At 43.4% G+C, this 26,913-nt stretch carries 24 protein-coding genes and 2 pseudogenes; 16 read left to right on the top strand and 10 right to left on the bottom strand.

Going from position 1 to position 26,913, the window contains the following annotated elements; all coding sequences use genetic code 11:
* The first annotated feature begins 135 nt into the window (after nucleotides 1-135).
* Nucleotides 136-1,509, top strand: coding sequence for an NAD(P)/FAD-dependent oxidoreductase (locus PLE7327_RS13110; protein ID WP_015144303.1), 1,374 nt, complete (start codon nucleotides 136-138; stop codon nucleotides 1,507-1,509).
* A gap of 35 nt (nucleotides 1,510-1,544) precedes the next feature.
* Nucleotides 1,545-2,388 (top strand): annotated as a pseudogene (locus tag PLE7327_RS23465) (IS5 family transposase).
* 160 nt (nucleotides 2,389-2,548) lie between these two features.
* On the opposite strand, the gene PLE7327_RS13095 reads toward PLE7327_RS23465, so the two are convergent.
* Both PLE7327_RS13095 and PLE7327_RS13090 read right to left on the bottom strand, forming a co-directional pair.
* Nucleotides 2,549-3,028 (bottom strand): hypothetical protein, encoded by a 480-nt coding sequence (locus PLE7327_RS13095; RefSeq protein ID WP_144266123.1) that lies wholly within the window; start codon nucleotides 3,026-3,028, stop codon nucleotides 2,549-2,551.
* A 40-nt stretch (nucleotides 3,029-3,068) separates the two neighbouring features.
* Entirely contained in the window at nucleotides 3,069-3,962 is an 894-nt protein-coding gene (locus PLE7327_RS13090; RefSeq protein ID WP_015144301.1) for a hypothetical protein, read from the bottom strand.
* Nucleotides 3,963-4,246: 284 nt separating this feature from the next.
* On the opposite strand from PLE7327_RS13090, the gene PLE7327_RS13085 reads away from it, so the two are divergent.
* Nucleotides 4,247-5,218: an integron integrase gene (locus PLE7327_RS13085; protein ID WP_015144300.1), complete on the top strand. Its 972-nt coding sequence runs from the start codon at nucleotides 4,247-4,249 to the stop codon at nucleotides 5,216-5,218.
* A gap of 268 nt (nucleotides 5,219-5,486) precedes the next feature.
* Here PLE7327_RS13085 and PLE7327_RS13080 read toward each other — a convergent pair whose 3' ends face one another.
* The 6 genes and pseudogenes from PLE7327_RS13080 to shc all read right to left on the bottom strand — a co-directional run bounded on the left by PLE7327_RS13080 (nucleotide 5,487) and on the right by shc (nucleotide 10,271).
* A complete protein-coding gene (locus PLE7327_RS13080; protein WP_015144299.1) occupies nucleotides 5,487-6,026 on the bottom strand; it encodes a pentapeptide repeat-containing protein in 540 nt (179 codons plus the stop codon).
* A gap of 24 nt (nucleotides 6,027-6,050) precedes the next feature.
* Nucleotides 6,051-6,767, bottom strand: a pseudogene (locus PLE7327_RS13075) (SDR family oxidoreductase); the annotation flags it as partial.
* A gap of 18 nt (nucleotides 6,768-6,785) precedes the next feature.
* Nucleotides 6,786-7,630, bottom strand: a protein-coding gene (locus PLE7327_RS23460; protein ID WP_217523113.1) for an IS5 family transposase whose coding sequence is annotated in 2 segments (ribosomal slippage) — nucleotides 6,786-7,246 and nucleotides 7,246-7,630 — 846 coding nt in all. Because the reading frame shifts where the segments join, the coding sequence is not laid out codon by codon here.
* 30 nt (nucleotides 7,631-7,660) lie between these two features.
* On the bottom strand, nucleotides 7,661-7,786 hold the full coding sequence (locus PLE7327_RS24395) for an SDR family NAD(P)-dependent oxidoreductase (RefSeq protein ID WP_071880610.1): 126 nt from the start codon (nucleotides 7,784-7,786) through the stop codon (nucleotides 7,661-7,663).
* Nucleotides 7,787-7,962: 176 nt separating this feature from the next.
* Nucleotides 7,963-8,259: a DUF3288 family protein gene (locus tag PLE7327_RS13055; protein WP_015144298.1), complete on the bottom strand. Its 297-nt coding sequence runs from the start codon at nucleotides 8,257-8,259 to the stop codon at nucleotides 7,963-7,965.
* A gap of 71 nt (nucleotides 8,260-8,330) precedes the next feature.
* Nucleotides 8,331-10,271, bottom strand: coding sequence for a squalene--hopene cyclase (gene shc / locus PLE7327_RS13050; RefSeq protein WP_015144297.1), 1,941 nt, complete (start codon nucleotides 10,269-10,271; stop codon nucleotides 8,331-8,333).
* Nucleotides 10,272-10,405: 134 nt separating this feature from the next.
* Here shc and PLE7327_RS13045 point away from each other — a divergent pair, with 134 nt between their 5' ends.
* The 5 genes from PLE7327_RS13045 (at nucleotide 10,406) to PLE7327_RS13025 (ending at nucleotide 15,996) form a co-directional block, all read left to right on the top strand.
* Nucleotides 10,406-11,986, top strand: coding sequence for a glycosyltransferase family 39 protein (locus PLE7327_RS13045; RefSeq protein ID WP_015144296.1), 1,581 nt, complete (start codon nucleotides 10,406-10,408; stop codon nucleotides 11,984-11,986).
* 50 nt (nucleotides 11,987-12,036) lie between these two features.
* Nucleotides 12,037-13,224, top strand: coding sequence for a glycosyltransferase (locus tag PLE7327_RS13040; RefSeq protein WP_015144295.1), 1,188 nt, complete (start codon nucleotides 12,037-12,039; stop codon nucleotides 13,222-13,224).
* A 121-nt stretch (nucleotides 13,225-13,345) separates the two neighbouring features.
* On the top strand, nucleotides 13,346-14,284 hold the full coding sequence (locus tag PLE7327_RS13035; RefSeq protein ID WP_015144294.1) for a glycosyltransferase family 2 protein: 939 nt from the start codon (nucleotides 13,346-13,348) through the stop codon (nucleotides 14,282-14,284).
* Between the two features lie 205 nt (nucleotides 14,285-14,489).
* Entirely contained in the window at nucleotides 14,490-14,786 is a 297-nt protein-coding gene (locus tag PLE7327_RS13030; protein ID WP_041392118.1) for a hypothetical protein, read from the top strand.
* Nucleotides 14,761-15,996, top strand: coding sequence for a hypothetical protein (locus PLE7327_RS13025; RefSeq protein ID WP_041392116.1), 1,236 nt, complete (start codon nucleotides 14,761-14,763; stop codon nucleotides 15,994-15,996). Before PLE7327_RS13030 ends, PLE7327_RS13025 begins: the two co-directional genes overlap by 26 nt.
* A gap of 89 nt (nucleotides 15,997-16,085) precedes the next feature.
* Here PLE7327_RS13025 and PLE7327_RS13020 read toward each other — a convergent pair whose 3' ends face one another.
* Nucleotides 16,086-16,484 (bottom strand): 4a-hydroxytetrahydrobiopterin dehydratase, encoded by a 399-nt coding sequence (locus PLE7327_RS13020; protein ID WP_015144293.1) that lies wholly within the window; start codon nucleotides 16,482-16,484, stop codon nucleotides 16,086-16,088.
* Between the two features lie 245 nt (nucleotides 16,485-16,729).
* Here PLE7327_RS13020 and PLE7327_RS13015 point away from each other — a divergent pair, with 245 nt between their 5' ends.
* The 8 genes from PLE7327_RS13015 to PLE7327_RS12980 all read left to right on the top strand — a co-directional run bounded on the left by PLE7327_RS13015 (nucleotide 16,730) and on the right by PLE7327_RS12980 (nucleotide 25,020).
* A complete protein-coding gene (locus tag PLE7327_RS13015) occupies nucleotides 16,730-18,181 on the top strand; it encodes a GAF domain-containing SpoIIE family protein phosphatase (RefSeq protein ID WP_015144292.1) in 1,452 nt (483 codons plus the stop codon).
* Nucleotides 18,182-18,206: 25 nt separating this feature from the next.
* Entirely contained in the window at nucleotides 18,207-18,449 is a 243-nt protein-coding gene (locus PLE7327_RS13010; RefSeq protein WP_015144291.1) for a hypothetical protein, read from the top strand.
* A 31-nt stretch (nucleotides 18,450-18,480) separates the two neighbouring features.
* Entirely contained in the window at nucleotides 18,481-19,866 is a 1,386-nt protein-coding gene (gene argH, locus PLE7327_RS13005; protein ID WP_015144290.1) for an argininosuccinate lyase, read from the top strand.
* Nucleotides 19,867-19,983: 117 nt separating this feature from the next.
* Nucleotides 19,984-20,439 (top strand): NUDIX hydrolase, encoded by a 456-nt coding sequence (locus PLE7327_RS13000; protein WP_015144289.1) that lies wholly within the window; start codon nucleotides 19,984-19,986, stop codon nucleotides 20,437-20,439.
* A gap of 325 nt (nucleotides 20,440-20,764) precedes the next feature.
* On the top strand, nucleotides 20,765-22,519 hold the full coding sequence (locus PLE7327_RS12995) for a hypothetical protein (RefSeq protein WP_015144288.1): 1,755 nt from the start codon (nucleotides 20,765-20,767) through the stop codon (nucleotides 22,517-22,519).
* 184 nt (nucleotides 22,520-22,703) lie between these two features.
* The gene (locus PLE7327_RS12990; protein WP_015144287.1) at nucleotides 22,704-23,579 is read left to right on the top strand and encodes an alpha/beta hydrolase; all 876 of its coding nucleotides are present in this window, start codon (nucleotides 22,704-22,706) and stop codon (nucleotides 23,577-23,579) included.
* Nucleotides 23,580-23,723: 144 nt separating this feature from the next.
* Nucleotides 23,724-24,404, top strand: coding sequence for a HEAT repeat domain-containing protein (locus PLE7327_RS12985; RefSeq protein ID WP_015144286.1), 681 nt, complete (start codon nucleotides 23,724-23,726; stop codon nucleotides 24,402-24,404).
* 85 nt (nucleotides 24,405-24,489) lie between these two features.
* Complete coding sequence (locus PLE7327_RS12980) at nucleotides 24,490-25,020, top strand: phycobiliprotein lyase (protein WP_015144285.1); 531 nt, start codon at nucleotides 24,490-24,492, stop codon at nucleotides 25,018-25,020.
* A gap of 21 nt (nucleotides 25,021-25,041) precedes the next feature.
* On the opposite strand, the gene PLE7327_RS12975 is transcribed toward PLE7327_RS12980, so the two are convergent.
* Complete coding sequence (locus tag PLE7327_RS12975) at nucleotides 25,042-26,664, bottom strand: pentapeptide repeat-containing protein (RefSeq protein ID WP_015144284.1); 1,623 nt, start codon at nucleotides 26,662-26,664, stop codon at nucleotides 25,042-25,044.
* Between the last annotated feature and the right edge of the window lie 249 nt (nucleotides 26,665-26,913).

Here is a 26,913-nt window from a genome sequence, read left to right as displayed (position 1 = left end):
ATTTCCAAAAATAAATGAGGACTGCTCATATTCTACTTGAAAAATATGAGGGCTGCTCGTATATTGCAACTAATGCGAGTAATCCTCACATTTTGGCAGTCTTCACTCCTCGCTCAAGCTGAAGGTGACTGATTTATGAGTTCAATTGCGGATGTTTTAGTCGTTGGCGCAGGACTCTCTGGGCTTTATGCGGCGCGATCGCTGCAACGCGCGGGACTGACGGTGACGGTTTTAGAAGCCCGCGACCGAGTCGGTGGACGGGTGCTCAGTCAAACATTAGTGAATGGAGTGACCATTGACTTGGGAGGACAGTGGATTGGACCCGGTCAACAGCGGATGTATGCGTTGGCTAAGGAGTATGGACTGAACACCATCGTAACCCATACTCAGGGAGAGTCCGTATTTTTAGTGGATGGGCACTATCAACGAACATCCGATACAATTCCGCCCATGTCCTGGTTTGCAAAACTCGATATCAGCCAACTTGGTTGGCGGATCGATCGCTTACTCAATCAACTGACGATCGCCGAACCGTGGCAGCATCCTCGCGCTGGCTACCTAGACAGCATCTCGGTTAATCAATGGCTACAGAAAAATAGCTTTTCCAAAGCAGCGCGATCGTACTGGTTGCATCTGTTTGAGAGCGGCTTTTGTGCCAGTGCCGATCGTGTCTCTCCCCTTGAGGTACTGCACCAAATTGCCACAATCGGTGGGCTAGAAAAATTGGAAACGGCGGAGTATGAGTTTTTCGCCGATGGTGCCCAGACTGTTGCTCGACGTATGGCAGAGGAACTGGGTGACTGCGTTTACTTGCAAACACCAGTGCGATCGCTCAAGCGCCAAGGCAAATTCGTTCAAGCAATCACTGACCAAGGGAAGTTTACTGGAGAACACGTCATTCTGGCTTTACCCCCTCAACTTATTAATCAGATTACCTTTGAAGATGGCTTAACCCATCCCTTCCCTCACCAGCCTGGAGAGAGAGTCTTAGGGCAAGTGGTCAAAATCCCGATCGTTTATGACTGTGCTTGGTGGCGCGAAGCGGGATTAAGCGGCATTGCCATTGCCCCCGATGAACTCATTAATTTCCTTGCCGATGGTTCATCACCGAGTGGAAAGCCAGGGATTTTGATTGCATTAGCAACTGGATCGCGAGCAGTGCAGTTGAGCCTTATGGATAGCGAAACTCGCAAAGCAACGGCGCTGGCTTGCATTCAGAAGATGCTGGGTAATGCCTCTGGGCATCTCACAAACTTTATCGCAATGGATTGGATCGCTGAGCCGTTCTCCCGTGGCGGATATGCCTCCCGTTGGGGGATCGGTGGTTGGAGCCATCGGCAAAATTCTTCGGTGTCACCCGATCGCTGCATTCACGTCGCCGGTAGCGAGACGGCTACAGAGTGGCGCAGCTATATGGAAGGGGCGCTCCAATCCGCAGAACGAGCGAGTACAGAGGTTTTAAATGCGATGAAAGGCAAAACACTAGACCTCCAGCAAAAGTCAGAGTAAGTTAGGTAAAATAAAACCAAATTACAATTCGAGTTATGACTTACTCTCAAGTAAAAAATTTAAAACCGACAGAGTTTAAACGGCTTTGTGGAGTATATCCAGAGACGTTTAAAGAGATGGTAAAAGTTCTAGAAGCCGAAAAAGTCTTACAAAAAAAAACAGGACGACCAAATAAATTAAGCGCAGAAGACCAAATCTTAATGACTCTTGAATATTGGCGAGAGTATCGCACCTATTTTCATATCGGAACTAGCTGGGGAATAAACGAGACAACGGCTTTACGAATCACCAGAAAAGTAGAAGATATTTTAATGAAATCGGGACTTTTCAATCTGCCTGGGAAAAAAGCTGTTCAACCCCAAAATACAGAAATTGAAATTGTCGTAGTAGATGTAGCAGAACATGAAATAGAAAGACCGAAAAAAAACAAAAAGCTTACTACAGTGGTCGGCAAAAGTGTCACACGATAAAATGCAAGTTTTAGCTGACGCAAAAACGAGACAAATTCTTTGTATTGCTCATGAGAAGGGAAAAAGTCATGATTTTAAGATTTGGAAAAATAGTAAAATAGGAATCGAACAACAGATAGAATGTTTGGCTGATAAAGGATATCAAGGAATTCAGAAACTTCATCCCAACAGTAGAATTCCCAACAAAAAAAAGCGCAATCAACAGTTAAGTCTAGAGCAAAAGAAGTTTAATCGTAAGTTAGCAAGTGAAAGGATTGTAATTGAAAATATTCATCGCAGTCTAAAAATATTCAGAATTCTTTCAAGTCGATATCGCAACCGAAGAAGACGGTTTGGGTTGAGATTTAATTTGATTGCTGGCATTTATAATTATGAACTTCTTTCCCACTCCAATTATGCGATCGCGTAACACTTTTGCAGGAGGTCTACTATCTTAAATACATGCTTACTTTGCCAGCTAACGGCCTGCGCTTCACCGGACGGAAGTAGATTTTGCATCATCAACGACACCGTAACTTACCGTTCCGTGTGCAAGCGCTTGTTAGACCAAAAATGAAGACAAAAATTCTCTATTTTTTACCCCTTTTACACCATTTGCATACCTCTCTCGTAAGTTTTTCTCCCTCTTCAGCCGCCTCTTTAGCTTTTTGCAAAAATGAATCAATAGGTTGAGTTGGTTCTCCAGGTTCAGACTTAACAATTGCGTGAATTGCTTCATTTCTAGTTCGTCGCCACTGATCAACTGCGCTGATTAGATCAGAATATGAGCCTGATTGAAGTGCATGAGGAAATTCTGAACGCCATTGCTTAATAAGCTGATTCAAGGAAGGAAATTGTCCGTTTTTCCTCTTAGAAGGAGGATTTAGAGCTTCAGGACGAGATAGAAAACTGATGAGACGATCAGAGATAATGCTTTCCTGGATTGTGATAGCTTCCAAGAAAAAATGATTTTCTTGAGCTAATTTAATACGTGACCATGCCTCACGATATGATTCATATTTGTTGATATTTCCGACAATCTGTTTTAACGGAACTTGGCTTTTCCTCACATTCACTCATTCTCCATTTATTTATCATATTAACTATAATTTACAAAAGTAATTTATCCATTTCTAACTTAGTTTTTTCAAGCTGCAAGTCAGTATACTTACTGACAACATCCTTGTACTGCTCCCTTAGGTTCCTTTGCTGATCATAAAGAGACATCGACAATTGATTAGATTTTGATTCATATTCTGAAAATGGTTGTTTTAGCGGCTCCATTTGAGCATTGATTTTATTTATCTCTTCAATAAATAAAGCTTCTACAGCCTTCTTCGCATCATCCTCAGAATTTACACTGTGATTAGTTTCACCACTACTTGTAATTTGTTTTATTTCGTCTGCAAAAATTTTCCATGCAAAACTTTTGTCATAACTGATATCGTCTCCTCCTGCAAACTTCAGGAGTTGATTAATATCAGACTGCATTCCAACCCAAACAGCAGATTTGGCAACTAAAGCACACTGAGGCCATTTAGCATCACTAACTTTCCGTTTAATATGCTGTAAGTCAGATATATTAGCCTGCATATTCAAACGATTACTTGCTTTAGCACGAGACATAACATCGTCCCATTCTTCAGAAATCTTGCCAATTGCTTCTTTAGTTTCTGTCCTACAACTATCAGCCTGATGTTTAAAATAGAGGGATGTAGATCCCCAACCAATAACTGCAATTCCAATTACTGATGCAAGCCCGTACTTAACGTTCTTATTCAATTTTAGTAATTCATTGACAAAAGAAATTTTCTGTTTCCAGGAAGAAATTAAAGATTCGATTTTTGACGTAGAGCTTACATCAGACTTGACTGAAGATTTAGATTCTCTTTTTATATTAGTCCAACCACATTTCACGCAAATCTGACGACCTGTTGTCTTTAATGGTGGGCGAAGGGGGCTACCACACTTCGGACAGGCTTCTAGCGATAATTGTTCTTCCATTGATCTCTAGGAAACGCGAAGAGGTTCATATAAGAAAGAATACCCATACCTACAGCTAAAGTGATCAGAGATTCAGTCTAACTATATATTCAACCGTAGTTTGCTATCTAGCACTCACTATATGAGTGCATTACTACAGTTTGCTGTCTAGTATTCATTATAAGGGGCAAAAACCGCACCTTGCTATATAACACCTCAAATTTCGTCAATTTTACCGCAGTTTGCTATCTAGTAACACTAATCTGGGAACAATAAGAATGAGAGCATTTTACTAAACTTGATAGATGACCGAGCCACAACCACCTCGTCTGCTTGACCGAGTGCGTGACACATTGCGTCTTAAGCACATGAGCCTAAAAACCGAGAAGTCCTATGTTTACTACATCAAGGAGTTCATTCTTTTTCACAATAAACGTCACCCCAGAGAAATGGGAGTTGAGGAAATTAGAGCCTATCTTTCCCATTTAGCCATCAATAAAAATGTGGCAGCATCAACACAAAATGTTGCCAGAAATGCCTTATTGTTTTTATACAAAGAAGTCCTACAGATCGCATTACCTTTTATTGATGGAATTCAACCCGCCAAACGTCCCCAAAGACTGCCTGTGGTTTTTACTCGTGAAGAAGTACAAGCTATCTTGGCAAATTTGAAGGGCGTTCATCACCTCATGGCTAGTTTACTTTATGGTTCGGGTTTGCGTTTAACAGAATGCTTAAATTTACGGGTTAAAGATATTGATTTTGGGTATCAGCAAATTGTAATCAGAGATGGAAAAGGACATAAAGACCGCATTACAACACTGCCGAAATTAACGATTGAAGGGCTTAAACTTCAGTTGGAAAATGCAAGATATTTACATCAACAGGATTTAGCTCAAGGATATGGCGCAGTATATTTACCTTATGCTTTAGAGCAAAAGTATCCTCATGCCAATCGGGAATGGGCATGGCAATTTGTTTTTCCTGCTAATAATCGTTCCAAAGACCCACGTTCGGGTATAGTTCGCCGACATCATATCTACCCAGATTCGCTACAGAGGGCAGTAAAGACAGCTATTCGCCAAGCAGGAATTACCAAACACGCCAGTTGTCATACCTTTCGCCACAGCTTTGCTACACATTTACTTGAGGATGGATATGATATCCGCACGGTACAGGAATTATTAGGACATAAAGATGTTCGCACGACGATGATTTACACTCACGTACTTAATCGTGGTGGTCGAGGCGTTCGTAGTCCACTAGATTTTCAATAAGTTAATCGAGAATTAAGGCGCGAATAGCTTTGTCGTCAGACATCGCTTTCATTTCTCAAATTCGACTTAAGATTTACTTTATAAATGCTCTCTAAGGTTGTTGTTATCTGAGCAGAAATCGGCGGTATTTTTTGTTGCCCGCGATCGATCGATCGATCGCTTCTTATCTTAGTGACATTCATCTTAGCGACAGGACTTACGCAGAGGCAAGATGCAAAGGTTGTTGATTACTCCGCTCAAAACGAATCGGCGGTTCTAGAGCTAATATTTATCGAGTTTGAGCTGTTGGGTCGATCCCGATCGCATTTTCTAGATTGGCTCCTTGTAAGTTGGCTTCATTTGTATTTGCTCCTGTTAAATTAGCTTTCTCTAAGTCCGCTCTTTGCAAGCTTGCTCCTTGTAAATTGGCATTTTGTAAGTTTGCCTCTTCTAAATCTGCATTAATTAAATTAGCGGTTTGTAGATTGGCTCCTGCTAAATTTCCTTTTTCTAAATCGGCTCCTTGTAGATTGGCTCCCGCTAGATTGGCTCCTTGTAAATTGGCCTCTTCTAAGTCAGCATTTTGTAAGTTAGCTCCTTCTAAATTCGCTCCTTGCAGGTTCGCGTTCTGTAAATCTACGCCGCTTAAATTACACCCAGCACATTCTTTGGTATCCAGCAAACGTCTCAGTTCTGTAGATGCTTCTGGTGCCGTCGATTGAGCGATCGCCTTGGGCATCGCGATCGCCATACTTCCAACGGTTAGCGTTAGAAAAACAGCATTTACACTCCAGTGAGATAGGATTTTTAAAAAATTCGATCTATTCATGATTTTTTCTGCTTATTTAGGGAATTAAGCCGACCAAGCTTCTCGAAAATTCGCATATAGCGTCAATCCGCCATCGATAAACAAGGTTTGTCCGGTGATATATGTCGCGTCGGAAGAAGCCAAAAAAGCAACGGCAGCAGCCATTTCTTCAGGAGTCCCCGCACGACCCATTGGGATATGACTTTCCACAACCGCTTTCTTTTCGGGGTCTTTTGTCCAGTCTTCGTTAATCGGTGTGATAGTCGCACCTGGCGCGATAGCGTTAACCCGAATTCCTCTATTAGCATACTCTAGTGCTAGAGTTTTGGTCATGTTTTCCATGCCGCCTTTGCTGATGGAGTAGCTGACATACATCGGTCTGGGAATAATTTCGTGAACACTAGAAATGTTGATAATTGTCCCAGGATGGTTTTGTGTCAGGAAATGTTTAATCGCTTCGCAAGCGCATAGATAAGCACCCCGAAGATTTACACCAAGAACGCGATCGAACGCTTGTGTTTTGACTTCGTGAGAGGGACATTCGATTTGAATTCCGGCATTGTTAATGAGTAGATCGAGACTGCCAAATTTCTCTACCACAGTATTGACCATCTCCACAATGTCTTGCTCGGAAGAAACATCGCCTTGTACTAGCAGGGATTGAACGCCGCAGTTTTCAATATTTCCACAGGCTTTCTGCAATGCTATTTCTTCGGTATCTTCTGCCGCTTCTGGACTTTTACGGTAGTTGATGGCGATATTAGACCTCCTGCAAAAGTGTTACGCGATCGCATAATTGGAGTGGGAAAGAAGTTCATAATTATAAATGCCAGCAATCAAATTAAATCTCAACCCAAACCGTCTTCTTCGGTTGCGATATCGACTTGAAAGAATTCTGAATATTTTTAGACTGCGATGAATATTTTCAATTACAATCCTTTCACTTGCTAACTTACGATTAAACTTCTTTTGCTCTAGACTTAACTGTTGATTGCGCTTTTTTTTGTTGGGAATTCTACTGTTGGGATGAAGTTTCTGAATTCCTTGATATCCTTTATCAGCCAAACATTCTATCTGTTGTTCGATTCCTATTTTACTATTTTTCCAAATCTTAAAATCATGACTTTTTCCCTTCTCATGAGCAATACAAAGAATTTGTCTCGTTTTTGCGTCAGCTAAAACTTGCGATTTTATCGTGTGACACTTTTGCCGACCACTGTAGTAAGCTTTTTGTTTTTTTTCGGTCTTTCTATTTCATGTTCTGCTACATCTACTACGACAATTTCAATTTCTGTATTTTGGGGTTGAACAGCTTTTTTCCCAGGCAGATTGAAAAGTCCCGATTTCATTAAAATATCTTCTACTTTTCTGGTGATTCGTAAAGCCGTTGTCTCGTTTATTCCCCAGCTAGTTCCGATATGAAAATAGGTGCGATACTCTCGCCAATATTCAAGAGTCATTAAGATTTGGTCTTCTGCGCTTAATTTATTTGGTCGTCCTGTTTTTTTTTGTAAGACTTTTTCGGCTTCTAGAACTTTTACCATCTCTTTAAACGTCTCTGGATATACTCCACAAAGCCGTTTAAACTCTGTCGGTTTTAAATTTTTTACTTGAGAGTAAGTCATAACTCGAATTGTAATTTGGTTTTATTTTACCTAACTTACTCTGACTTTTGCTGGAGGTCTATTGCAACCCTCTTGAGCGAGACGGATAGCGATCGCTTGCCCTATCCCCGAAGTTGCCCCTGTAATTAGAGCATTTTTGTCTTTTAATCCTTTCATCGTCTTTTCCCTTTCTCAACAAATACTAGAGCGATCGCGTTCCTTATCTACAGGTTTCACAATAAAAATGACCAGAAAATGACAATAGCGATTGCTTCTCTTCATCTATAGTCAGCAAAGAGGAAAGAGGAAATCGATATTAAAGTCAGTTTATCTAAACCGCGATCGCACCCTTATTAACTCCAATCTTGTTGCTCTTCACTTTGGCGGCGCTGATAAATTCGCTCCGTCAGATGAAGTTGGCGCGTTTTCTCAAAAAGTTGTTCTTCGGTTATTTGCCACTGTCTCAGGATTACATCCAAGTCTCTTTGAATATCCCTCGCCCCCGGAAAATTTCGGTAACGAATCCGCAGTCGGGCAAGTTCTGCCAAGTTTAAGGGATCGGGATTTCCTTGCAAAAGACGATTGACAATTTCCCGATCCTGCTTTTCTAGGGGATGTCGTTGATCTTGAGAGTTCGCTGCCGAAGCCATTTCAATTCATAATTCGCAATTATCAATTCACAATTTACCCTCAATTTACCCTATTGATAAATCCGATTGAATTATGAGATATAAGGTTGCAATCGTTGGTAGCGGCTTAGAGCAATAAGCGGAAAATATTGCTGATAGAGATGATATTTGAGATAGAAATGACCGGGAAAACCCGTTCCCGTAAACTCGCATTCGTCCCAAGTACCGTCGGAACGCTGAACGGCTACGAGATAGTTAATGCCGCTTTCGATCGCTCTTTGCTCAAATTTCCCCGTTGCTTGACCTGCTGCTAGCAAACCTATTAACGCCCAAGCCGTTTGCGAGGCAGTACTGACCCCTTTTCCTTTTAGGGTGGGATCGTCGTAGCTGCGGCAGGTTTCCCCCCAGCCGCCATCGGGATTTTGACAGCCGACCAGCCAAGCGGCACCGCCTTGGAGCTGGCGTTGGTGAGTCCGAGGTGCAATAACGGCTAGGGCAGAGATCGCCCCACTCGTTCCGTAGATATAATTCACGCCCCAACGACCAAACCAACTGCCATCTGCTTCTTGTTGCTTTTCTAGAAACGCGGTCGCCCGTTCTACGCGATCGCTATCCATCATTAAATTCCCAGAACCGAGCATCTCTAGTACTCTAGCCGTCACGTCTGCCGTATTGGGGTCTATCATGGCTTTGAGATCGGCGTAGGGTAAATAATTGAGCCAGTTTTGGTCGTTATCGACATCGAAAGCCGCCCAACCCCCCGATCGACACTGCATCGTTGCCATCCAAGCAACGCAGCGCTTGATGGCAGCTTGTTTGAGTGATTCGTTGGGCAGTTTTAGCCCGTTTAATGCCATAACGACGACGGCAGAATCGTCTAAATCGGGATAGAAGCGGTTTTCAAACTCAAATGCCCACCCTCCAGGCTTGCCTTGTTTATTTTTGACTGCCCAGTCTCCATAACTCAAAATTTGCTTGCCTAGCAGCCATTCTCCACCGCGAGCGAGAGCAGGATTATCGGGCGCGATCCCCGATTCTACCAAAGCGCGTAGCGTCCAAGCCGTATCCCAAACTGGAGAAACGCACGGCTGTACTCGATAAGTTTCTTCTGTTGCGATCGCAAAGTTATCGATCGCTTTCAGCCCCCGTTCTACAACGGGATCGGCTGTGTCGTAGCCCAGGACTCGCAACGACAGCAGGGAATTTAGCATCGCTGGGATAATTCCGCCCCAATCTCCGCTGACTTCTTGTCTTTCCAATATCCATTTTTCAGCCGCATCGACACCTGCTTGTCGCCAGGGAACTAAATGCAAATCTTCGGCTAATTTAAAAGCTTTATCCAGCCAGACAAAGACATCCGTCCAGTCGCCCCGGAGGGGTAACTCGTATCTCGCATTCTCAATGCCTTCGGCATACAATTCGTCTAGGGTAATGGCGGGTTCGGTGACAAAAACGGGCTTTCTATCGAAAACAATTAAAAGGGGAACGGTGCTACTCCTTGCCCAACTAGACATTTCGTAAATCGTGAAGGGGAAGTTTTCGGGAAACAGCATAATCCAGGGCGGAATAGCAGGAACGCCCCGCCAGTCATAACAGCCAATCAAGGCAAGGTGTATTTTCGTGAAAATGCGGGTTTTAGAGATCCCGCCTCGCTTAAGGATAAAATCTTTAGCGCGAAGCAATGCAGGATCGCTTTGGGGAACTCCCAACAACCTCAGTGCCATATAAGCTTCTACCGAGGTACTGAGATCGCCGCCATCGCCGCAAAAGAGTTCCCAACCTCCATGTTCTCGTTGCTCGGCGCGTAGATAAGCTTCTACTTTGTGTAAGGGTCGATCGCGATCGGTTCCCCAAATTTTATGCAGTAAGACGACTTCTGAGGTTATCGTTACGTTAGATTCTAGTTCCGCCCACCAGTACCCTTGTGGATCTTGAATTGAAAGGAGATAATTTTGGCTGGCTGCAATGGCTTCGCTGACCTTAGAAAAGGCTTTTGAATCCCCGTTGCGAGTTACTCTGTCTTGCGTCTGCATATATCCCCAATCGACATGACTTACTTGCTATAAGGTAGCAGGTTGTCTGGTTTTGTTCCTGCCTTCTAGGAAAGCTTTACTAAATCTTCACCGAGTCTGCTTATAGAATTTAGTAAGTCGCGAGCGAGTAAATCATGCAGACAACGAGCGTCAAGCGATCGGGCTTAGAAAAACCGGGGCGAATTTGGGTCTCTAATTGGCGTTGGCTATACGCGCTTTTGGCTATCGTGCTGGCGATCGGGATTTTTTTTCGCTTTGCTAACTTAGACAGAAAAGTTTACTGGAATGACGAAGCTGTAACCTCTCTAAGAATAAGCGGCTATACCGAAGCCGAGATAATCCAGCAGGTCTATGATGGCAGAGCGATCGATGTTTCTGAAATAATGAAGTATCAACGCCCCAATCCCGAAAAAGGATTAGATGGCGTTATTAATTCCCTAGCAACTGAAGACGCGCATCTTTCGCTTCTCTATCACGTCCTAGCTAGAGTTTGGGTAGACTGGTTTGGCAGTTCGATCGCTGCTATTAGAAGTTTATCTGCTCTATTGAGTTTGCTAGCTTTACTTTGTCTCTATTGGCTGTGCCGGGAATTGTTTAACTCGCCTTTAACTGGCTGGATTGGTATGGCTTTGATGGCTGTTTCGCCATTTCACGTGCTCTACGCGCAAGAGGCAAGACAGTATAGCCTGTGGACGGTTACCCTATTACTGTCCAGCGCTGCACTGCTGAGGGCATTACGAGTCCAGACCAAGATAAGTTGGGTCGTGTATGCGGCAACAGCAGCCCTGGCAATTTATTCTCATACCTTATCTATCCTGGTTGTCGCTGGACAGGGCATCTACGTTTTGTGCATCGAACGCTTTCGACTGAGTAAACGTTTTTTTGCCTATCTTTTGTCGGCAATCGGAGGATTTCTTGCGTTTGTTCCCTGGTTAATCGTTGCGATCGCTCAATCATCTAAAATTAGTAGCAATGTCTCTAGAACTAACATCAACATAGGTTTGCTAGCTTTAATCAAAAGCTGGTGTCAAAGTCTTTATCGAATTTTTGTAGATATTCCTAATCTCGGCGATTATTTTTTTCCTATTATTTTCTTGCTAACGATCTATGCTCTTTATTACCTTGTTCGTAAGCGTTCAAAAGAGACTTATTTATTTATTGTAATTTTAATCGGAACAGCCTTAGCATTAGCGATCCCTGATATTCTTTTAGGAGGAAAACGGTCTAGTGACAGTCGTTATTTAATTCCTAGTTATCTTGGTATTGAGCTAGCTATAGCCTATCTATTTTCGACTCAACTCGTCGCCTTAAAATCCAGGTGGAAGTCATTCTGGAGCTTTGTTCTCGTTGCCCTTATGTCAGTGGGAATTGTTTCTTGTGCGATTAGTTCTCAAGCACAAGCGTGGTGGAATAAATCCAGCGGCTATTATAATCCTCAAATAGCCGAAATTATCAATCAAACCAACAATTCTCTTGTCATTAGCGATAATACGCCGGGAAGAATTTTGTCTCTCAGTCATTTACTTAATAGAAGGGTTAAACTTTTGTTACTATCTCGGCCAGATTCTCTAAAAATTTCTGGAAATTTTGACAATATTTTTGTCTATCAACCCTCTTCTAAATTAGAGAAGCAGATCGAGCAAGAAAAAAATTATCATCTAAAAGATATGTTAAAAGGTTGGCTGTGGAAGTTGGATAAGATTGGGGATCGATGATGATAAGTATCTAATGGTAAATGACGAATAAGAAATGACTCAAAAAAGAAATGAGCGATCGCATTTTTTTATCATTAATAATTATCTCCGCAATTATCTGGATATATTTATTAGGATTTCGCGGACAATTTTGGCGATCGAATCAACGTTTTAAACCCCAGACAATCGAACTAGAATCTTATCCTTCAGTCACGGCAATAATTCCTGCTCGTAATGAGGCTGAATTGCTGCCAATCGCATTGCGATCGGTTTTGAATCAAGACTACCCTGGCTCTTTTTCTGTCATTTTAGTAGACGATCGCAGTACGGATGGAACGGCAAACCTAGCTAAAGAAGTCGCCGAAAAATCAAGCAAACCCCAGCAATTAAAAGTCATTGAGTCCCAACCTTTACCGCCGGGTTGGACGGGGAAACTTTGGGCAATAGAACAAGGAATTAGTCAGGCTCAAAAAATAACGCCATTGCCCGATTATTTTTGGCTTACGGATGCCGATATCGAGCATGACCTTACCAATCTTCGTCAGCTAGTTATTAAGGCTCAAAGAGACAATCTAAACTTAGTTTCTTTAATGGTGTTGTTAAAATGTCAGACTTTTTGGGAAAAACTTCTGATTCCGGCATTCGTTTTTTTCTTTCAAAAACTTTATCCCTTTGCTTGGGTAAATGACCCTAATAATCCTACTGCTGCCGCTGCCGGAGGATGCATTGTAATCCAGCGTCAGGCGTTAGAGTGTATTGGTGGCATTCAAGCAGTCCGACAAGCTTTGATCGATGATTGTACTCTAGCCCAAGCAGTAAAATCTAGCAGTCAATCAGATCGAACAAAATCAATCTGGTTAGGATTGACAACCACTACTCATAGCTTGCGAACCTATTCTTCCTTGTCTAGGATCTGGGATACGATCGCACGGACAGCTTTTACACAGCTTAACTATTCAGCTTGGTTGTTACTCGCTACATTGCTCGGTATGGTTTTAACCTATTTAGTTTCTCCGATAGGCTTGGTAATAAGCATATTGACGAGAGATTGGATAACCGCTATAACTAGCTTATTTACTTGGTCGCTTATGACTGTTGCATATTTGCCAACCATTAGACTGTACAAAATCTCCTCCCTATGGGCATTTTATTTGCCCGCGATCGCTTTTCTTTATATACTGATGACAATTGATTCTGCCGTTCGTTATTGGCGAGGGCAAGGGGGAGCCTGGAAGGGACGAGTTTATCCTCAAGTGTAGTCGATCCAGTAGATGTTAAACTATGTTTTTCTCCCAACTTTTTCTGCCACAAATTTTTCCGATTGTGCAAATTTGATTGATAATTAAGAAAACTCAAGGCAGTTTCATTGTCAGATTAATCGTGTTTTTCAGCGTTGTTATCCCCACCTATAACCGGAAGCTGATTTTAGAAAAATGCTTAGTAGCTTTAGAAAATCAGCAATTGACTGATACTAAAGTTAGCAGCTATGAAGTTGTACTGGTCGATGACGGTTCTACCGATGGAACGTTGGGATGGTTAGCAGATCGTGCAGATAAATTTCCTCGCGTCCGTTGTTTCTCTCAGGTTCGTCAAGGAGCTGCGGCAGCTCGAAATTTAGGCGTCGAGCAAGCCAAAGGAGATATAATTATCTTTATCGATAGCGACTTAATTGTCACCGAGCAATTTCTTCAGGCACACGCTGACGCCTTGGTGAAAGGAGAAAAACAACTAGGCAGCGATCGCCTTTTTACCTACGGCTGGGTCATCAATACCTGTAATTTCGACAATCCTACTGCTGAACCCTATAAACTAACTGACTTTTCAGCCGCCTATTTTGCTACTGGCAATGTTGCGATCGCCCGGAAATGGCTCGAACAAGCCGGACTTTTTGACACCCGCTTTCAACTTTACGGTTGGGAAGACTTGGAATTAGGCGTTCGTCTCAAAAAATTAGGACTCAAATTGATCAAATGTCCGGCTGCTGTTGGCTATCATTGGCATCCTCCTTTTAGCCTAGACCAAATTCCCAAACTGATCGAAAAAGAAATTCATCGCGGACGCATGGGAGTTCTTTTTTACCAAAAGCATCCTACTTGGGAAGTACGAATGATGATCCAGATGACTTGGCTTCATCGCCTTCTGTGGGGGTTACTCTCCTGCGGAGGCAGATTTAACGAGCATAGCATGGCTCCATTATTGCAATGGTTAATCGATCGCGGTAAATCTCAACTTGCCCTAGAAATTGCGCGAATTTTTTTAAATTGGCACAATGTTAGGGGTGTTTATGCCGCTTACGAAGAAATACAGCAGAGTTCTTAAGTTATAAAATTCTTACGATCAAATCTAAAGATTTTCTTTATATTTGTAAGCCTTATATCGACAATTGCATAGATATAGAAGTGACTTGTGACGTATTCAAATATCTTAGATAAGAAAACTGTCAATAGATAAAGTTCTGTAATTCGATCGAGAATATTGGGCATATTACCTAATAAAGAATAACTTACTCATTTTGGAGGCACTTATGGAATTTGTATTTGTTGGTATTATTGGTTTTCTGTTAGGAGCAGGCTTATTATATTGGTTACAAAAGCGCCAGTTAGAAAATACGCAACATAGATTAGAGCAAGCCCGTGTAGCCTTAGAACAAACTGAGGCTCAACTTCGGGAACTTCAACAATCTCAAGGCAAATCGCCAGAAGAAATTGAAAAATCTTATCAAAATCGAATTCAAGCATTAGAGCAAGCCCATCAGTCTAAACTTGAGGAAATCGAAGCAGCTTATCAAGCTCGAATTGAAGAATTACGAGCTAATTTATGAAACTCAAATTCAAGAACTGCAACAGGCTAGTCGGGCTGTTGTGCTAGAGAATTCTAATCTGGCAGTAGCCCAAGAAGAACATCCTCCTTCACCAACAGAATCGATAGCAGGAACGGCAGCCATTGCTGGAGCCGCCGCAGTAGCTGGAGCCGCTGCTGCTGCTTTTGGGTCATCAGCGTCCGAGGAGACAGAAGAACCTGTAGCAGAATCAGTCGCTGAAGTTATACTAGAGTCCGAGCAAGATGTTGCAGCCTTCGACAGCTTTGTCTCAGAAACCCCAGCACAAGAAGCCAAAACAGCTAGCTTTGAGAGCTTGGAACCCGAATCCCTAGACTCCTTTACTGAACCAGTAGCTGAAGTCCCCCAAGACACGTTCTCAGCCGAAGCTTCCCCACAAACAGCTAGCTTTGAGAGCTTGGAACCCGAATCCCTAGACTCCTTTGCTACCGAATCAGCAGCCGAAACGGCTAACTTCGAGAGCTTTCCTCCAGAAGCCCCACAACCAACAGGCGAAGCCGCCTCAGCAGATGAGTCGGATTGGGGCGACTTATTCTCTGACGCAAGCGCCGAAGCGCCGTCAGAAATGGCTAGTTTTGAGAGCTTTACTCAAGAAACCATCGAACCAACAGATGAAGCCACGTCAGCAGACGACTCGGATTGGGGAGATTTCTTTTCTGACTCGACCGCCGAAGCTTCCCCACAAACAGCTAGCTTGGAGAGCTTGGAACCCGAATCCCTAGACTCCTTTGCTACCGAATCAGCAGCCGAAACGGCTAACTTCGAGAGCTTTCCTCCAGAAGCCCCACAACCAACAGGCGAAGCCGCCTCAGCAGATGAGTCGGATTGGGGCGACTTATTCTCTGACGCAAGCGCCGAAGCGCCGTCAGAAATGACTAGTTTTGAGAGCTTTACTCAAGAAACCATCGAACCAACAGATGAAGCCACGTCAGCAGACGACTCGGATTGGGGAGATTTCTTTTCTGACTCGCAAGTTAATTCGGATCGGAATGGACAATTAGACCAATTGGATAACTTCTTCCAGGAAAATACTGGTGGCTCCGAAAAAGAGTTATTAGATATGTTCCAAACTGAAGAAACAGATGCTCAGTCTTCAGAGACTTCTTCAAACGGACATCTCGATCTCGATGGATTTGACGAGCTGTTTGGCGAAGAAATCTCGAATAAAAGTCACAAAGAAGAAAAAATATGATGAAGTCTTGTTAAGAAACCAACTTGTAAAACACCTTTTTTAGGCGATCGCATTTGCGAACGAGCGATCGCTTGTTCGTTTGCCTAGATTCATTCCGATTGAGTCTGAGAAAATAGTTGAGAAATAATTTGGGCTAGCTCGAAGTCTTTTTGGGTTAGTCCCCCTGCATCGTGGGTAGTCAAACTGACAGTAACTCGATTGTAAGAAATCGATAAGTCTGGATGGTGTCCTGCTGCCTCGGCAGGTGCTACCAAGCGATTGACAAAAGCGATCGCCTCGACAAAATTGCTGAAAGAATAGGTACGACGAAGCTGCCCATCTTCGAGCGTCCAGCCAGGTAAGTTTTTTATCTGTTGGGATATCTCTGCTTGGGTCAGCCTAGTTGAATTGTTAGGCGGTTCGTTGGCTAAAGTATAGCTAGCATGAACTAGGAGAAGACAGGCGATCGCTATACCTAATGTCAGATTTTTTTTCAGATTAGAAAGCATGGCGAATAGAACAAACAACTAAGTCAAACATAAATTTATCCCGATCGAGATAAATTTTCAGATTTTTGTCTAGGGGCATTGGCAGGAGTACCAATGAGCGCTATTATGTATCAACTCTAGTTTGGTTGGATTTAGTTTCGTATCTACTATAGTGGTAGTTTGAACTGGGCAAGCATGACTTATACGCCTAGTTTGCCTGACTCATAAATTTTTACTGTAAGCCTAATTAATGCTTTCTAAGTGCAATGACTGCTGTGCCTATTCCCCGCCAGCCCTCTTCAACCGATAAGAATGCAAACCCTAGTGGTGTCAGAACTGAAACTACGCCAGTATTGGCACTGAAGGAACTGGTAGCAAGTTTGTACCGAGAACAAAACAAAATTCAAAATTTGTTGAGTTCTCTGGGCTTTGCTTTGCGTAGCTTTAATAACCTCAATCAATTTTTGGAGTTAACGCCATTAATGGCGGCACGAGTCACCGATGCTGACGGCAGCGCTCTGATTTTGTTGAAATCGAACGGGCAGATATCCCTAGAACAGCTACATTGTCAGGAACATCAGGCAACTCAAGAACTTCGTCGCCTGCTCGATGGCGTGATTCGTCAAGCCAATACCTCAGAAAACCAAAGAAACAAAAATTCGAACAATTCGCCTATCTTACTATTACCATCGTTGCTTGACGAGCAAATCAGGCAGGCTTTGGGACCTCAAGTACGACTCTACAGCACGCCAGTTTTGGTCAAAAATGTCGAGAGAGGGCGTTTTTATATCTTTAGTAGCGATCCAGACTACGTTTGGACTCAAACTCGGCGGAAGTTACTTCAGCTAGTTGCCGATCAAACAGCCGTAGCGATCGCCAATAATGAATTGACTGTCGAATTGCGCTCTAAAGAACGTCAGGATCGAGAACTAGAAATTGCCTCAGAAATTCAGCTACGCCTACTACCCAGGAAATGCCCAAAAATACAAGGGGTCGAACTAGCTGCTAGGTGCAGAAATGCCAATCGCGTCGGCGGAGACTACTACGACTTCATTCCCACTAACTACGACCAACTGCGGCAAACCCAAGAAGGCAAGATTGACAAACAAACTGCCTGCTGCGTTCCCTGGAGTATCGTCATCGGCGACGTGATGGGCAAAGGAGTTCCGGCAGGTTTAATCATGACCATGACCAGAGGCATGCTGAGGGCAGAAGTTCTCAACCGTCATTCTCCAGCTCAAATTCTGCAACACTTAAATCGGGTCATGTATGCCGATTTAGACGAGTCTCATCGCTTTGTCACCCTATTTTATTCAGAATACGACCCTCAAAGTCAAATTCTCTCTTATAGTAATGCTGCTCACAATCCCCCGCTCATGTGGCGAACTTCTAGCCAAGAAATCGAACGCTTGGATACAAATGGAATGTTGATTGGCGTGGATGCCGATTCTCAATACGAAGATGCCAAGGTTCAGCTAAAGCCAGGAGATACCATTATTTACTACACGGATGGGTTTACCGATGCGGTAAACCCCAACGGCGATCGCTTTGAAGAAAAAGGCTTGATAGAAGCTTTTCGGCAAGCCTGCCAGCAATGTCACAGCCCTCAAGAAATTCTCGACTATCTATTCGAGCAAGTCGATCGCTTCGTTAGCGGAGAAAATAGTAATGGGGATGATATGACCTTAGTGGTGATGCGGGTACAATCTTCGGAGTAAGCTATATTTAGAGGAATAAATCTCCATGGAGAATTTGGAAAAACAGAACCTGAGAAGCCAATTTATCACTTTTCTTCCCGCAAAAGAAACATCAACCGCATCGAGCGCTCAATACGCAGTGTCGATAATCGCCAAAATAGATAAAGATGTCGATGTTTTGGCTCAGATGCAAGATGCCTTCAATAACTTTATTGAATCGGGTCAAGTCTGGGCATTGCTGATCGGGTTCGTTCTCGGCTATATTTTTCGGAGTTTTACCGCATATTAATTTCGCATTGGGAGCGATATAGTAGTTTGCCGTGACAGAAAAAAAGACTTGGAGCGATCGCTTTGAAGGGACGCTGCATCCCGCGATCGCCCGTTTCAATGCCAGCATCGGTTTCGATATCGAACTGATCGAATACGACATAACGGGTTCGATTGCCCATGCGAAAATGCTTGCCCATACGGGGATTATCGAGCGATCGGAAGCTGGGCAGTTAGTCGCCGGATTGGAACAGATTCGTCAAGAATATCGAAACGGCAAATTTAATCCCGGCATCGAACAAGAAGACGTTCACTTTGCCGTCGAACGACGATTGATAGAAATCGTCGGCGATGTAGGCAAAAAATTACACACGGCGCGATCGCGCAACGACCAAGTAGGCACCGACATCCGCCTCTATCTGCGCGATCGCATCGACGAGATCCGGCATCGATTGCGGCAGTTTCAACGGGTTCTCCTGCGCCATGCCGAAGCTCGCGTAGAAACCCTCATCCCCGGCTATACTCATCTACAACGAGCGCAACCGATAAGTTTAGCCCATCACTTGCTAGCGTACTTTCAAATGGCGCAGCGAGACTGGGAACGCCTGGGAGAGATTCGCTCTAGAACGAATATTTTGCCCTTGGGATGCGGTGCATTAGCTGGAACGACTTTTCCCATCGATCGCCAATACAGCGCCAATCTATTAGGCTTTGAGGGCGTTTATGGCAATAGTTTGGATGGCGTGAGCGATCGCGATTTTGCGATCGAATTTCTGGGTGCTGCTAGCTTGATTATGGTTCACCTGAGTCGCCTAAGCGAAGAAATTATCCTTTGGGCATCTCAGGAATTCAATTTCGTTACCCTCAAAGATAGCTGTGCCACGGGTTCGAGCATTATGCCGCAAAAGAAAAACCCCGACGTACCCGAACTGGTACGCGGGAAAAGCGGACGCGTCTTTGGACACTTGCAAGGAATGCTAGTTTTGATGAAAGGCCTGCCATTAGCGTATAACAAAGACTTGCAAGAAGATAAAGAAGCCCTTTTTGATGCGGTTAAAACTGTGCGAGCTTGCCTGGAGGCAATAACGATTTTATTGGATGAGGGATTGGAATTTCGAGACGAACGACTGGCAGAGGCAGTCTCTGAGGATTTCTCCAATGCGACGGATGTTGCTGATTATTTAGCAGCGCGAGGAGTTCCTTTCCGGGAAGCTTATAATTTAGTAGGGAAAGTCGTCAAGACCAGTCTCGCTGCGGGTAAATTGCTCAAAGACTTAACCCTAGAGGAATGGAAGCAATTGCATCCAGCCTTTGAAGGAGATATTTACGAAGCGATCGCTCCCAAACAAGTGGTTGCAGCTCGCAACAGTTATGGCGGGACGGGTTTCGAGCAAGTTCGTCAAGCTCTGGCTACAGCTAAATCTTTAGTTGAGAACTAGCTTCTGGAAACCTATTCGGCTTACAAAGATGCGGATTTGCCACCTAGGGGCAAATCATTCGAGCGTCCGTCGCGATAAGAATACATCCCTACTGATAACAATACCGATAACTCATATATGCTTCGTGCTTGGCGATTTATTTCAACCGTAATCGGCATTATCTTCCGCCATCCAGTCACGGGAACGACGATTATCCCGATCCTGCCAGATGGACGAATCATCTTAATTCGTCGGCGCGATACGGGTCAATGGTCTTTGCCAGGAGGAATCGTGGATTGGGGAGAAGATATTGCGACGACTGCACGTCGAGAGTTGGCAGAGGAAACCGGATTAGAACTGGTCAAGATTCGGCGATTAGTTGGCGTATACTCTTCACCAGACCGCGATCCCAGAATTCATTCGATTACAGTTTCTATCGAAGCAGAAGTTCGGGGGGCTTTAGCTATTGGAGATACTTTGGAAGTCTCCGATGCTAAAGCATTTTTGCCAGAGGATTTGCCTCTGGGCAACCTCTCCCACGATCACGATCGACAGTTGCAAGACTATTTTAAAGGCTCAACTATCCTCGCGTAAGTTTCTAGTAACCTTTTTACTGCAAGGGCTTGCTATTGCCAAGTCTTTACAAGTACAAGAATATTCTCTTTCTACACACAAGTTAAAATCTAGAGCTTTTTATGACAATTTGCTCTAGTATGGGTAACTTTTTTCAATTTTGCTCGTCTAATTAGCGGTTATATTACTGGATTTTTTTTTGCTGTATCTAATTTTCGCATTTCTTTCCCTGTTGAAGAGAGCTGCGATCGCGATCGCATGAGAAATTGGATTTATATAAGCTTAAAACGGATAAATGATACAGTAATTTGTCAAATCTCTCTAAATTTTTCCTCGACGAACTCAAATGTCCTCGATTACTTCTCTAAAACAACTATGGGTGCCGATCAAGTCTTCAAAATTATTCAGCCATCCCAATACTTCGTTTTGGTTTAGTTTAAGTCTTAGCGTTAACCTGTATTTCGGACTCGTATCCATAGGTCATGGATTCAGTCAAGATTACATCGTTCAGGATGATGTTCGACAACATGTCGTCTGGTTGCAAAGATTTGTCGATCCTCAACTGTTTCCTAACGATCTCATTGCTGACTACTTTCAGACTCTTGCTCCAGTTGGCTATAAATTTTTCTATTGGAGCATGGCAAAGCTTGGGATCGAGTCAATCTTACTCGCTAAAATCTTACCGCTAGTTTTAGGATTTATCGCAACTGTCTATCTTTTCTTTTTCTCTCTTAAAATCTTTCCTATTCCCAGCGGTGCTTTTCTAATTAGCCTACTTTTTAATCAAGTCATTTGGAATAATGACGATCTAATTTCAGCTACACCTAGATCGTTTGTCTATCCTCTTTTTGCAGCTTTCTTATACTACTTAGTTCAGCGATCGCTAATCCCCATTTTAATTTCTGTTGCCCTACAAGGTTTATTTTATCCACAATTATTATTAGTGGAAGTTGCTATTCTCACAGTGCGATTATTTCGCTGGCAAAGAGGATTACCTCAACTTTCTCAAGATCGACAAGATTATTTTTTTTGGCTATCTGGATTAGGAGTGGCTTTTGTCGTTTTGCTCCCTTTTATTCTAGATCGCTCAGAATTTTCAACGGTTGTCACTTTGGCGCAAATGAAAGCCATGCCTGAATTTGGATTTAGGGGAAGAAATCAATATTTTGGAGTCAATCCAATTTGGTTTATTTTTATGGGTTCTAGCGGCATAAAACTTCCCTTATTTCCTTCAATTGTCTGGTTTGCTTTTGCCTTGCCATTTTGGCATAAGTCACAACTCTCGCTAGCCAAGTTTGTCACAGAAGATGCGAAGATTCTCTGGCAAATTGTTATTGCTTCTTTGGGAATGTTTTTTCTAGCTCATTTGTTGCTGCCAAAACTCCATCTTCCCAGTCGCTATACTCATCACAGCATTCGATTTGTGATGCCAATAGCAGCAGGAATTGTCTTACTCGTTCTTTTAGAATCAGGATGGCGTTGGCTATCTAAGAAAAGGCTAACAAAAGCAAAATTTACTAGAAAAGAATCATTTTTATTAGGACTGGTTGCCTTGTTTGCCACAATAGTAATAATCGTTCCAGCAATTCCTTCTGGGGTTCTATTTTTATTTCAAACCTGGATAGTTGGAGATGCGCCAGCAGTCTATGAATTTTTATCCAAGCAGCCTAAAAATATCTTAGTTGCTTCTATCGCACAAGAAGCCGATAATATCCCTGCTTTTTCCCAGCGATCGCTCTTAGCAAGTCGAGAATTTGCTCTCGCCTATCATCCAGCTTATTACAATCGAATCCAGCAAAGAACGATTGATACAATTCGCGCTCAATATAGCTCTGATTTATCGGTTACTAAAAGCATTATTCAAAAATATAGTATTGACTTTTTGTTGATAGAACGCAATTCTTTTCAGCCAGACTATCTTTTGAAACAAGAATGGCTGACCCGGAGTTCTTTTAGAGATAGCGTATTTGCAACAATTAATCGACTAGAGAAAGGAGAAATACCAGCCTTAGAAAAATTGAGCGATCGCTGTTCTGTTGTCTCAACAGAAAAATTCATTTTATTAGAGGCAGCTTGTATTACAAAAGTAGAAGAAAATTAGTTGAACTAAATCAGCAATCGAAAATCATAAGCTCGAATTAGATTCAATAACCATGAAACCTAATATTAGGAGCAGGTTTAGCCAGCACTTTGAAGCAATGACAATAACTTAATTTATGGTTGCACTTATCATATGAAAAGTAGGGAGTAACGCAATCAAGAAAGACATTCCTAGTTTGACAACTGTGGGTAAAATTACTGCTTTAGCTTTGGTCAAAGGAATTTTCGTTACAGGAGGAATCTTAGCAACTGTCTACATCGGAGTCTGCCTGTTTTTGAAATTCTGGCAGACGCGAATGATTTTTTTTCCGCCTGCCGGGATCGCAACAACGCCAGCAGAAGTCAATCTCAGCTATGAGGAAGTTTGGTTGCCCGTCTCAACGGGGAAAATACATGGTTGGTGGATACGATCCCCAAAAGCCGAAGCTCCCGTCTTGCTCTATTTTCATGGTAACGGAAGCAACATCGGCGATAACGTCCATCGCGCTTCTCGCTTTCACCAGTTAGGACTATCCGTATTGCTCATTGACTATCGCGGTTATGGCAAAAGTTCGGGACCATTTCCCAATGAGTCCCTTGTTTACGAGGATGCGGAAGCAGCTTGGACTTATTTAACTCAACAGCGAAGGATTGCGCCCAAAAACATTTTTCTTTACGGTCATTCATTAGGTGGCGCGATCGCCATTGAAATGGCGGCACGACACCCCGACATCGCGGGTATCATCGTAGAAGGGGCTTTCACGTCCGTAAGGGCAGTGGTAGACGAGGTCAGCTTGTATCGACTGTTCCCCGTAGATTTGATTCTGACTCAGCGATTCGATTCTCTTGCCAAAGTGCGATCGCTGCAAATGCCAATCCTCTTTATTCACGGCACGGCTGACGAGATAATCCCTGTTAAAATGAGCCAAGAACTCTACCAGGCTGCACCGGAACCCAAACAACTGCTGTTAGTGCCTAATGCAGGACACAACGATACGGCTGAACTGGGAGGGATGCAGTATCTTCAAACAATCTGGGAATTTATCGAGCAAACGCGCAAGAGAAACGCATCCCTAAGATAGAATGCAAGTTTTCCGGGGAGAGGAGACAATGAAAAAGTAGACAGTCCTGGATTCATAGTGAGAACCAATCACTGACACTCGCACTCTCCCTGTTGATAGCGATATAGTTAGTAACATCGGTGTAGCTGGACAAAAAATAAATTGATGAATCAGCCGAGTTTAGAACAAATCGCCGTCCAACTCGAAAGTCCCAATTCTCGCGATCGCCTGTTGGCACTAGTCTCGTTGCGACAATTCCCAGCCGCAGATGCAGTCCCCCTGATTAAAAAAGTTCTCTACGACGAAATCTTGCCAGTGCGTTCCATGGCAGTTTTTGCCTTGGGAGTCAAGCAGACGGAAGAATGCTATGAGATTTTGGTGAAGCTTCTAGAGACCGATCCCGATTACGGCATTCGAGCCGACGCAGCGGGCGCTTTGGGTTATTTAGAAGACGGACGCGCCTTTGAACCGCTAGTGCGTGCCTTTTACGAAGATACGGAATGGTTAGTGCGTTTTAGTGCGGCGGTTTCCTTGGGAAATCTCAAAGATATTCGCGCTAAGGAAGTTTTGCTAAAAGCGCTAGAAAGCGAGGAAGCCGTCTTACACCAAGCCGCGATCGCGGCTTTGGGAGAAATTGAAGCAGTAGATACTGTCGATCGCCTTCTCCAGTTTGCTCCTTCAGAGGATTGGCTGATTCGCCAGCGTCTGGCAGAAGCTTTGGGCAACCTCAAAACGGAAAAAAGCATTTCTGCGCTCAAATTTTTAGCCAAAGATCCTCATCCTCAAGTCAGTCAAGCGGCCACCCTATCCCTAGAGCGACTTGAAGAAGGGTCAACGGAACAATAAAGGATAACAACAGCGGTAGAATTGATAAAGTCCATTCTGACGATTCATTGAGTCAACTGATAAGAACAGCGTTTGCGAATCATTCATGGAAATTGAGGAATTTCTCGAACTGTGTGCGGGTAAATGGTTTTCTCAGCGCACGAGTTATCATCTAGATGAAACAAAAGTTGAAAATCACAAAGCAGACCTGACTGTAGAAAGACTATCCCGAGATCGACCGGAAATAATAACCCTTTGTCAGCAACATAAAATTGACCCCAGCCACACCCTAGGAGGAACGAAAACATGGTGGGATAACTCGGTAGATTGGGGAAAACCCAAGCAAAGTGGTTCTTCAGTCACGATCCTAGTTCCCGATCGCGATAATTCTCAAACCGGCCAACTTTTGTTTGCGGCAGGAATGCCTCTGACAACGATAAGCTTGGGTAGCTTTGTCTTGGGCAATGACCAAGCTTTGACTTTAATTATTGAAAAAGACAAAACGTATTTAGAAGAACGCCTCTGGTTTGCCAGTCCCAATTTACGGTTGAGAACTAGCTTGGTGAAAAATGCTCATGGCTTCAGTCGAACCGCTTTTTATTCAGAAATTCGTAAAATTCCCCCTAAATCGACATAATTATATCGATCGCTAAGAATTTTACCAAAATCCTTTTCTTCCCGTTGGCATAATGGTCGAGCGATTCGTTTTTGCATAAACGAGTTGCTCCTCTGTTACTTTGGCGTTAGTAAGATTTGCCCCGCATAAGTTTGCTCCTTTCAAATTGGCATAAGTCAAATGGGCAAAACTCAGATCGGCTCCTCGCAAATCGGCACCTTTAAGATCGGCATAACTTAAATATGCCCGACTCAAATTCGCATTTCGCAAATCGGCATGAGTTAAATTGGCATGACCAAAATCCGCGTTCGCCAAATTTGCCCTTTGAAAATTGGCTTGGTTCAACTGGGATTGATGAAAAATCGCACCGGGCAAGCTAGCTCTGCTTAAATTCAAGTTATTCAGCTCTTGCTGAGCAAAATCTCGCCTGCCATTTTTATAACCTTCTACAATGCTGTTAGCATCTAATTTAGGTACGGGTTTCTTAGAGGCTGGTGATTTTGACGGACTAGCCAATCGATTTTTGTCGATGGCATAGTTACTAGACATTTGATAGTTGAGAGCGGCAGAGAAATTCGATCCAGCTGCAGCTTTACTAGGAAGATTAGGGGTAGGTGGATTGGCACTCGTCCGAGTAGCGCGATCGATGCGAGTGCGATCGCCCATTCCTATTTTTGAGATGGGTGTAGTAGCCAGAATAGCAGAATTGCCCGTTCCTTTCTCTAAATTGGGTGCATTAATCATGCTCTGCGCCAAACTCTCGCTATAGGGAACCAGTTCGAGCGCTTGTAGCACTTCGTTAGCAGTTTTATAGCGGTGACGAACAGACACCTCCAGCATCGTTTTCAATACTTTAGCAAACGACTCGCTTACCGTTATCCATCTTTCCCAGGTAATTTCTCCGGTAGTCGGATCGGTGCCTAAATCTTTAGGAGATTTGCCAATGAGTAAATAAAGACAAGTCACGCCAACAGCATAAATGTCGCTGGCAAAAACGGGACGCATTGCCATCTGTTCTGGTGGGGCAAAACCTGCCGTTCCAACGGCAAAGGCCGTGAAAGCCGTCTGAGTAGACGCACTGTTGGCCACTGAGTTGACTTGATTGGTCACTGCCCCAAAATCGATCAAGACGAGTTGGCGATCTTCTTCGCGGCGGATGATGTTAGCGGGTTTGATATCCCGATGAATCACTCGTTGGGTATGGATATATTGTAGGATGGGTAAGACTTCGCTCAAAAACTGTCTAACTCCTGCCTCGCTGAAGGGACCGTTCTTTTTGACTTCTTGATGAAGGTTGTGTCCCTTAACGTATTCTTGGACTAAATAAAACTGCTGCCTGTCTTCAAAATAGTCTAGCAATCTGGGAACCTGCGGGTGATTGCCAATTCTGCCCAAGGTTTCCGCTTCTCGCTCGAAAAGCTCCTTTGCCATTTTGAATAAGGCAGGGTCGTCAGTCGAGGGGCGCAGTTGTTTGACGACGCACCAGGGTTTGCCGGGAAGCGAGAGATCGACTGCGACAAAGGTTGCTCCAAATCCCCCTTTGCCTAAGATCCCTAAAACTCGGTAACGTCCGCGTAAGATCAGACTGGAGCCACAAGCTTGACAAACCTCGGCATTTTTGGGGTTTTTCGGTTGAGAACAAGAGGGATTTACACAATAGCTCATTCTGGATCGCCGTTATCGCATCGAGTGCCGAATTTCAGTCGTTGCTTGCAACTGACAAGACTAAGATACTCTCTCTTTATAAAGAGTTCCCCGAAATTTACTTAAACTAACAATTCAAACGTCAAAATTATCATTTGACGCATTTGGCGAACTTAATCAAGTTACTGCCAATGACTTGCTAAGTTTTGTCGAGTTTTTGCAATAAATAATCTTATTTTATTACATCGAGTGTTTTTTCTCGATGCTTTT

The sequence above is a fragment of the Pleurocapsa sp. PCC 7327 genome (assembly GCF_000317025.1).
GTDB lineage: Bacteria > Cyanobacteriota > Cyanobacteriia > Cyanobacteriales > Microcystaceae > Hydrococcus.
Note: the sequence above shows the minus strand (reverse complement) of the source record. Positions and strands in the feature narration are given on the sequence as shown.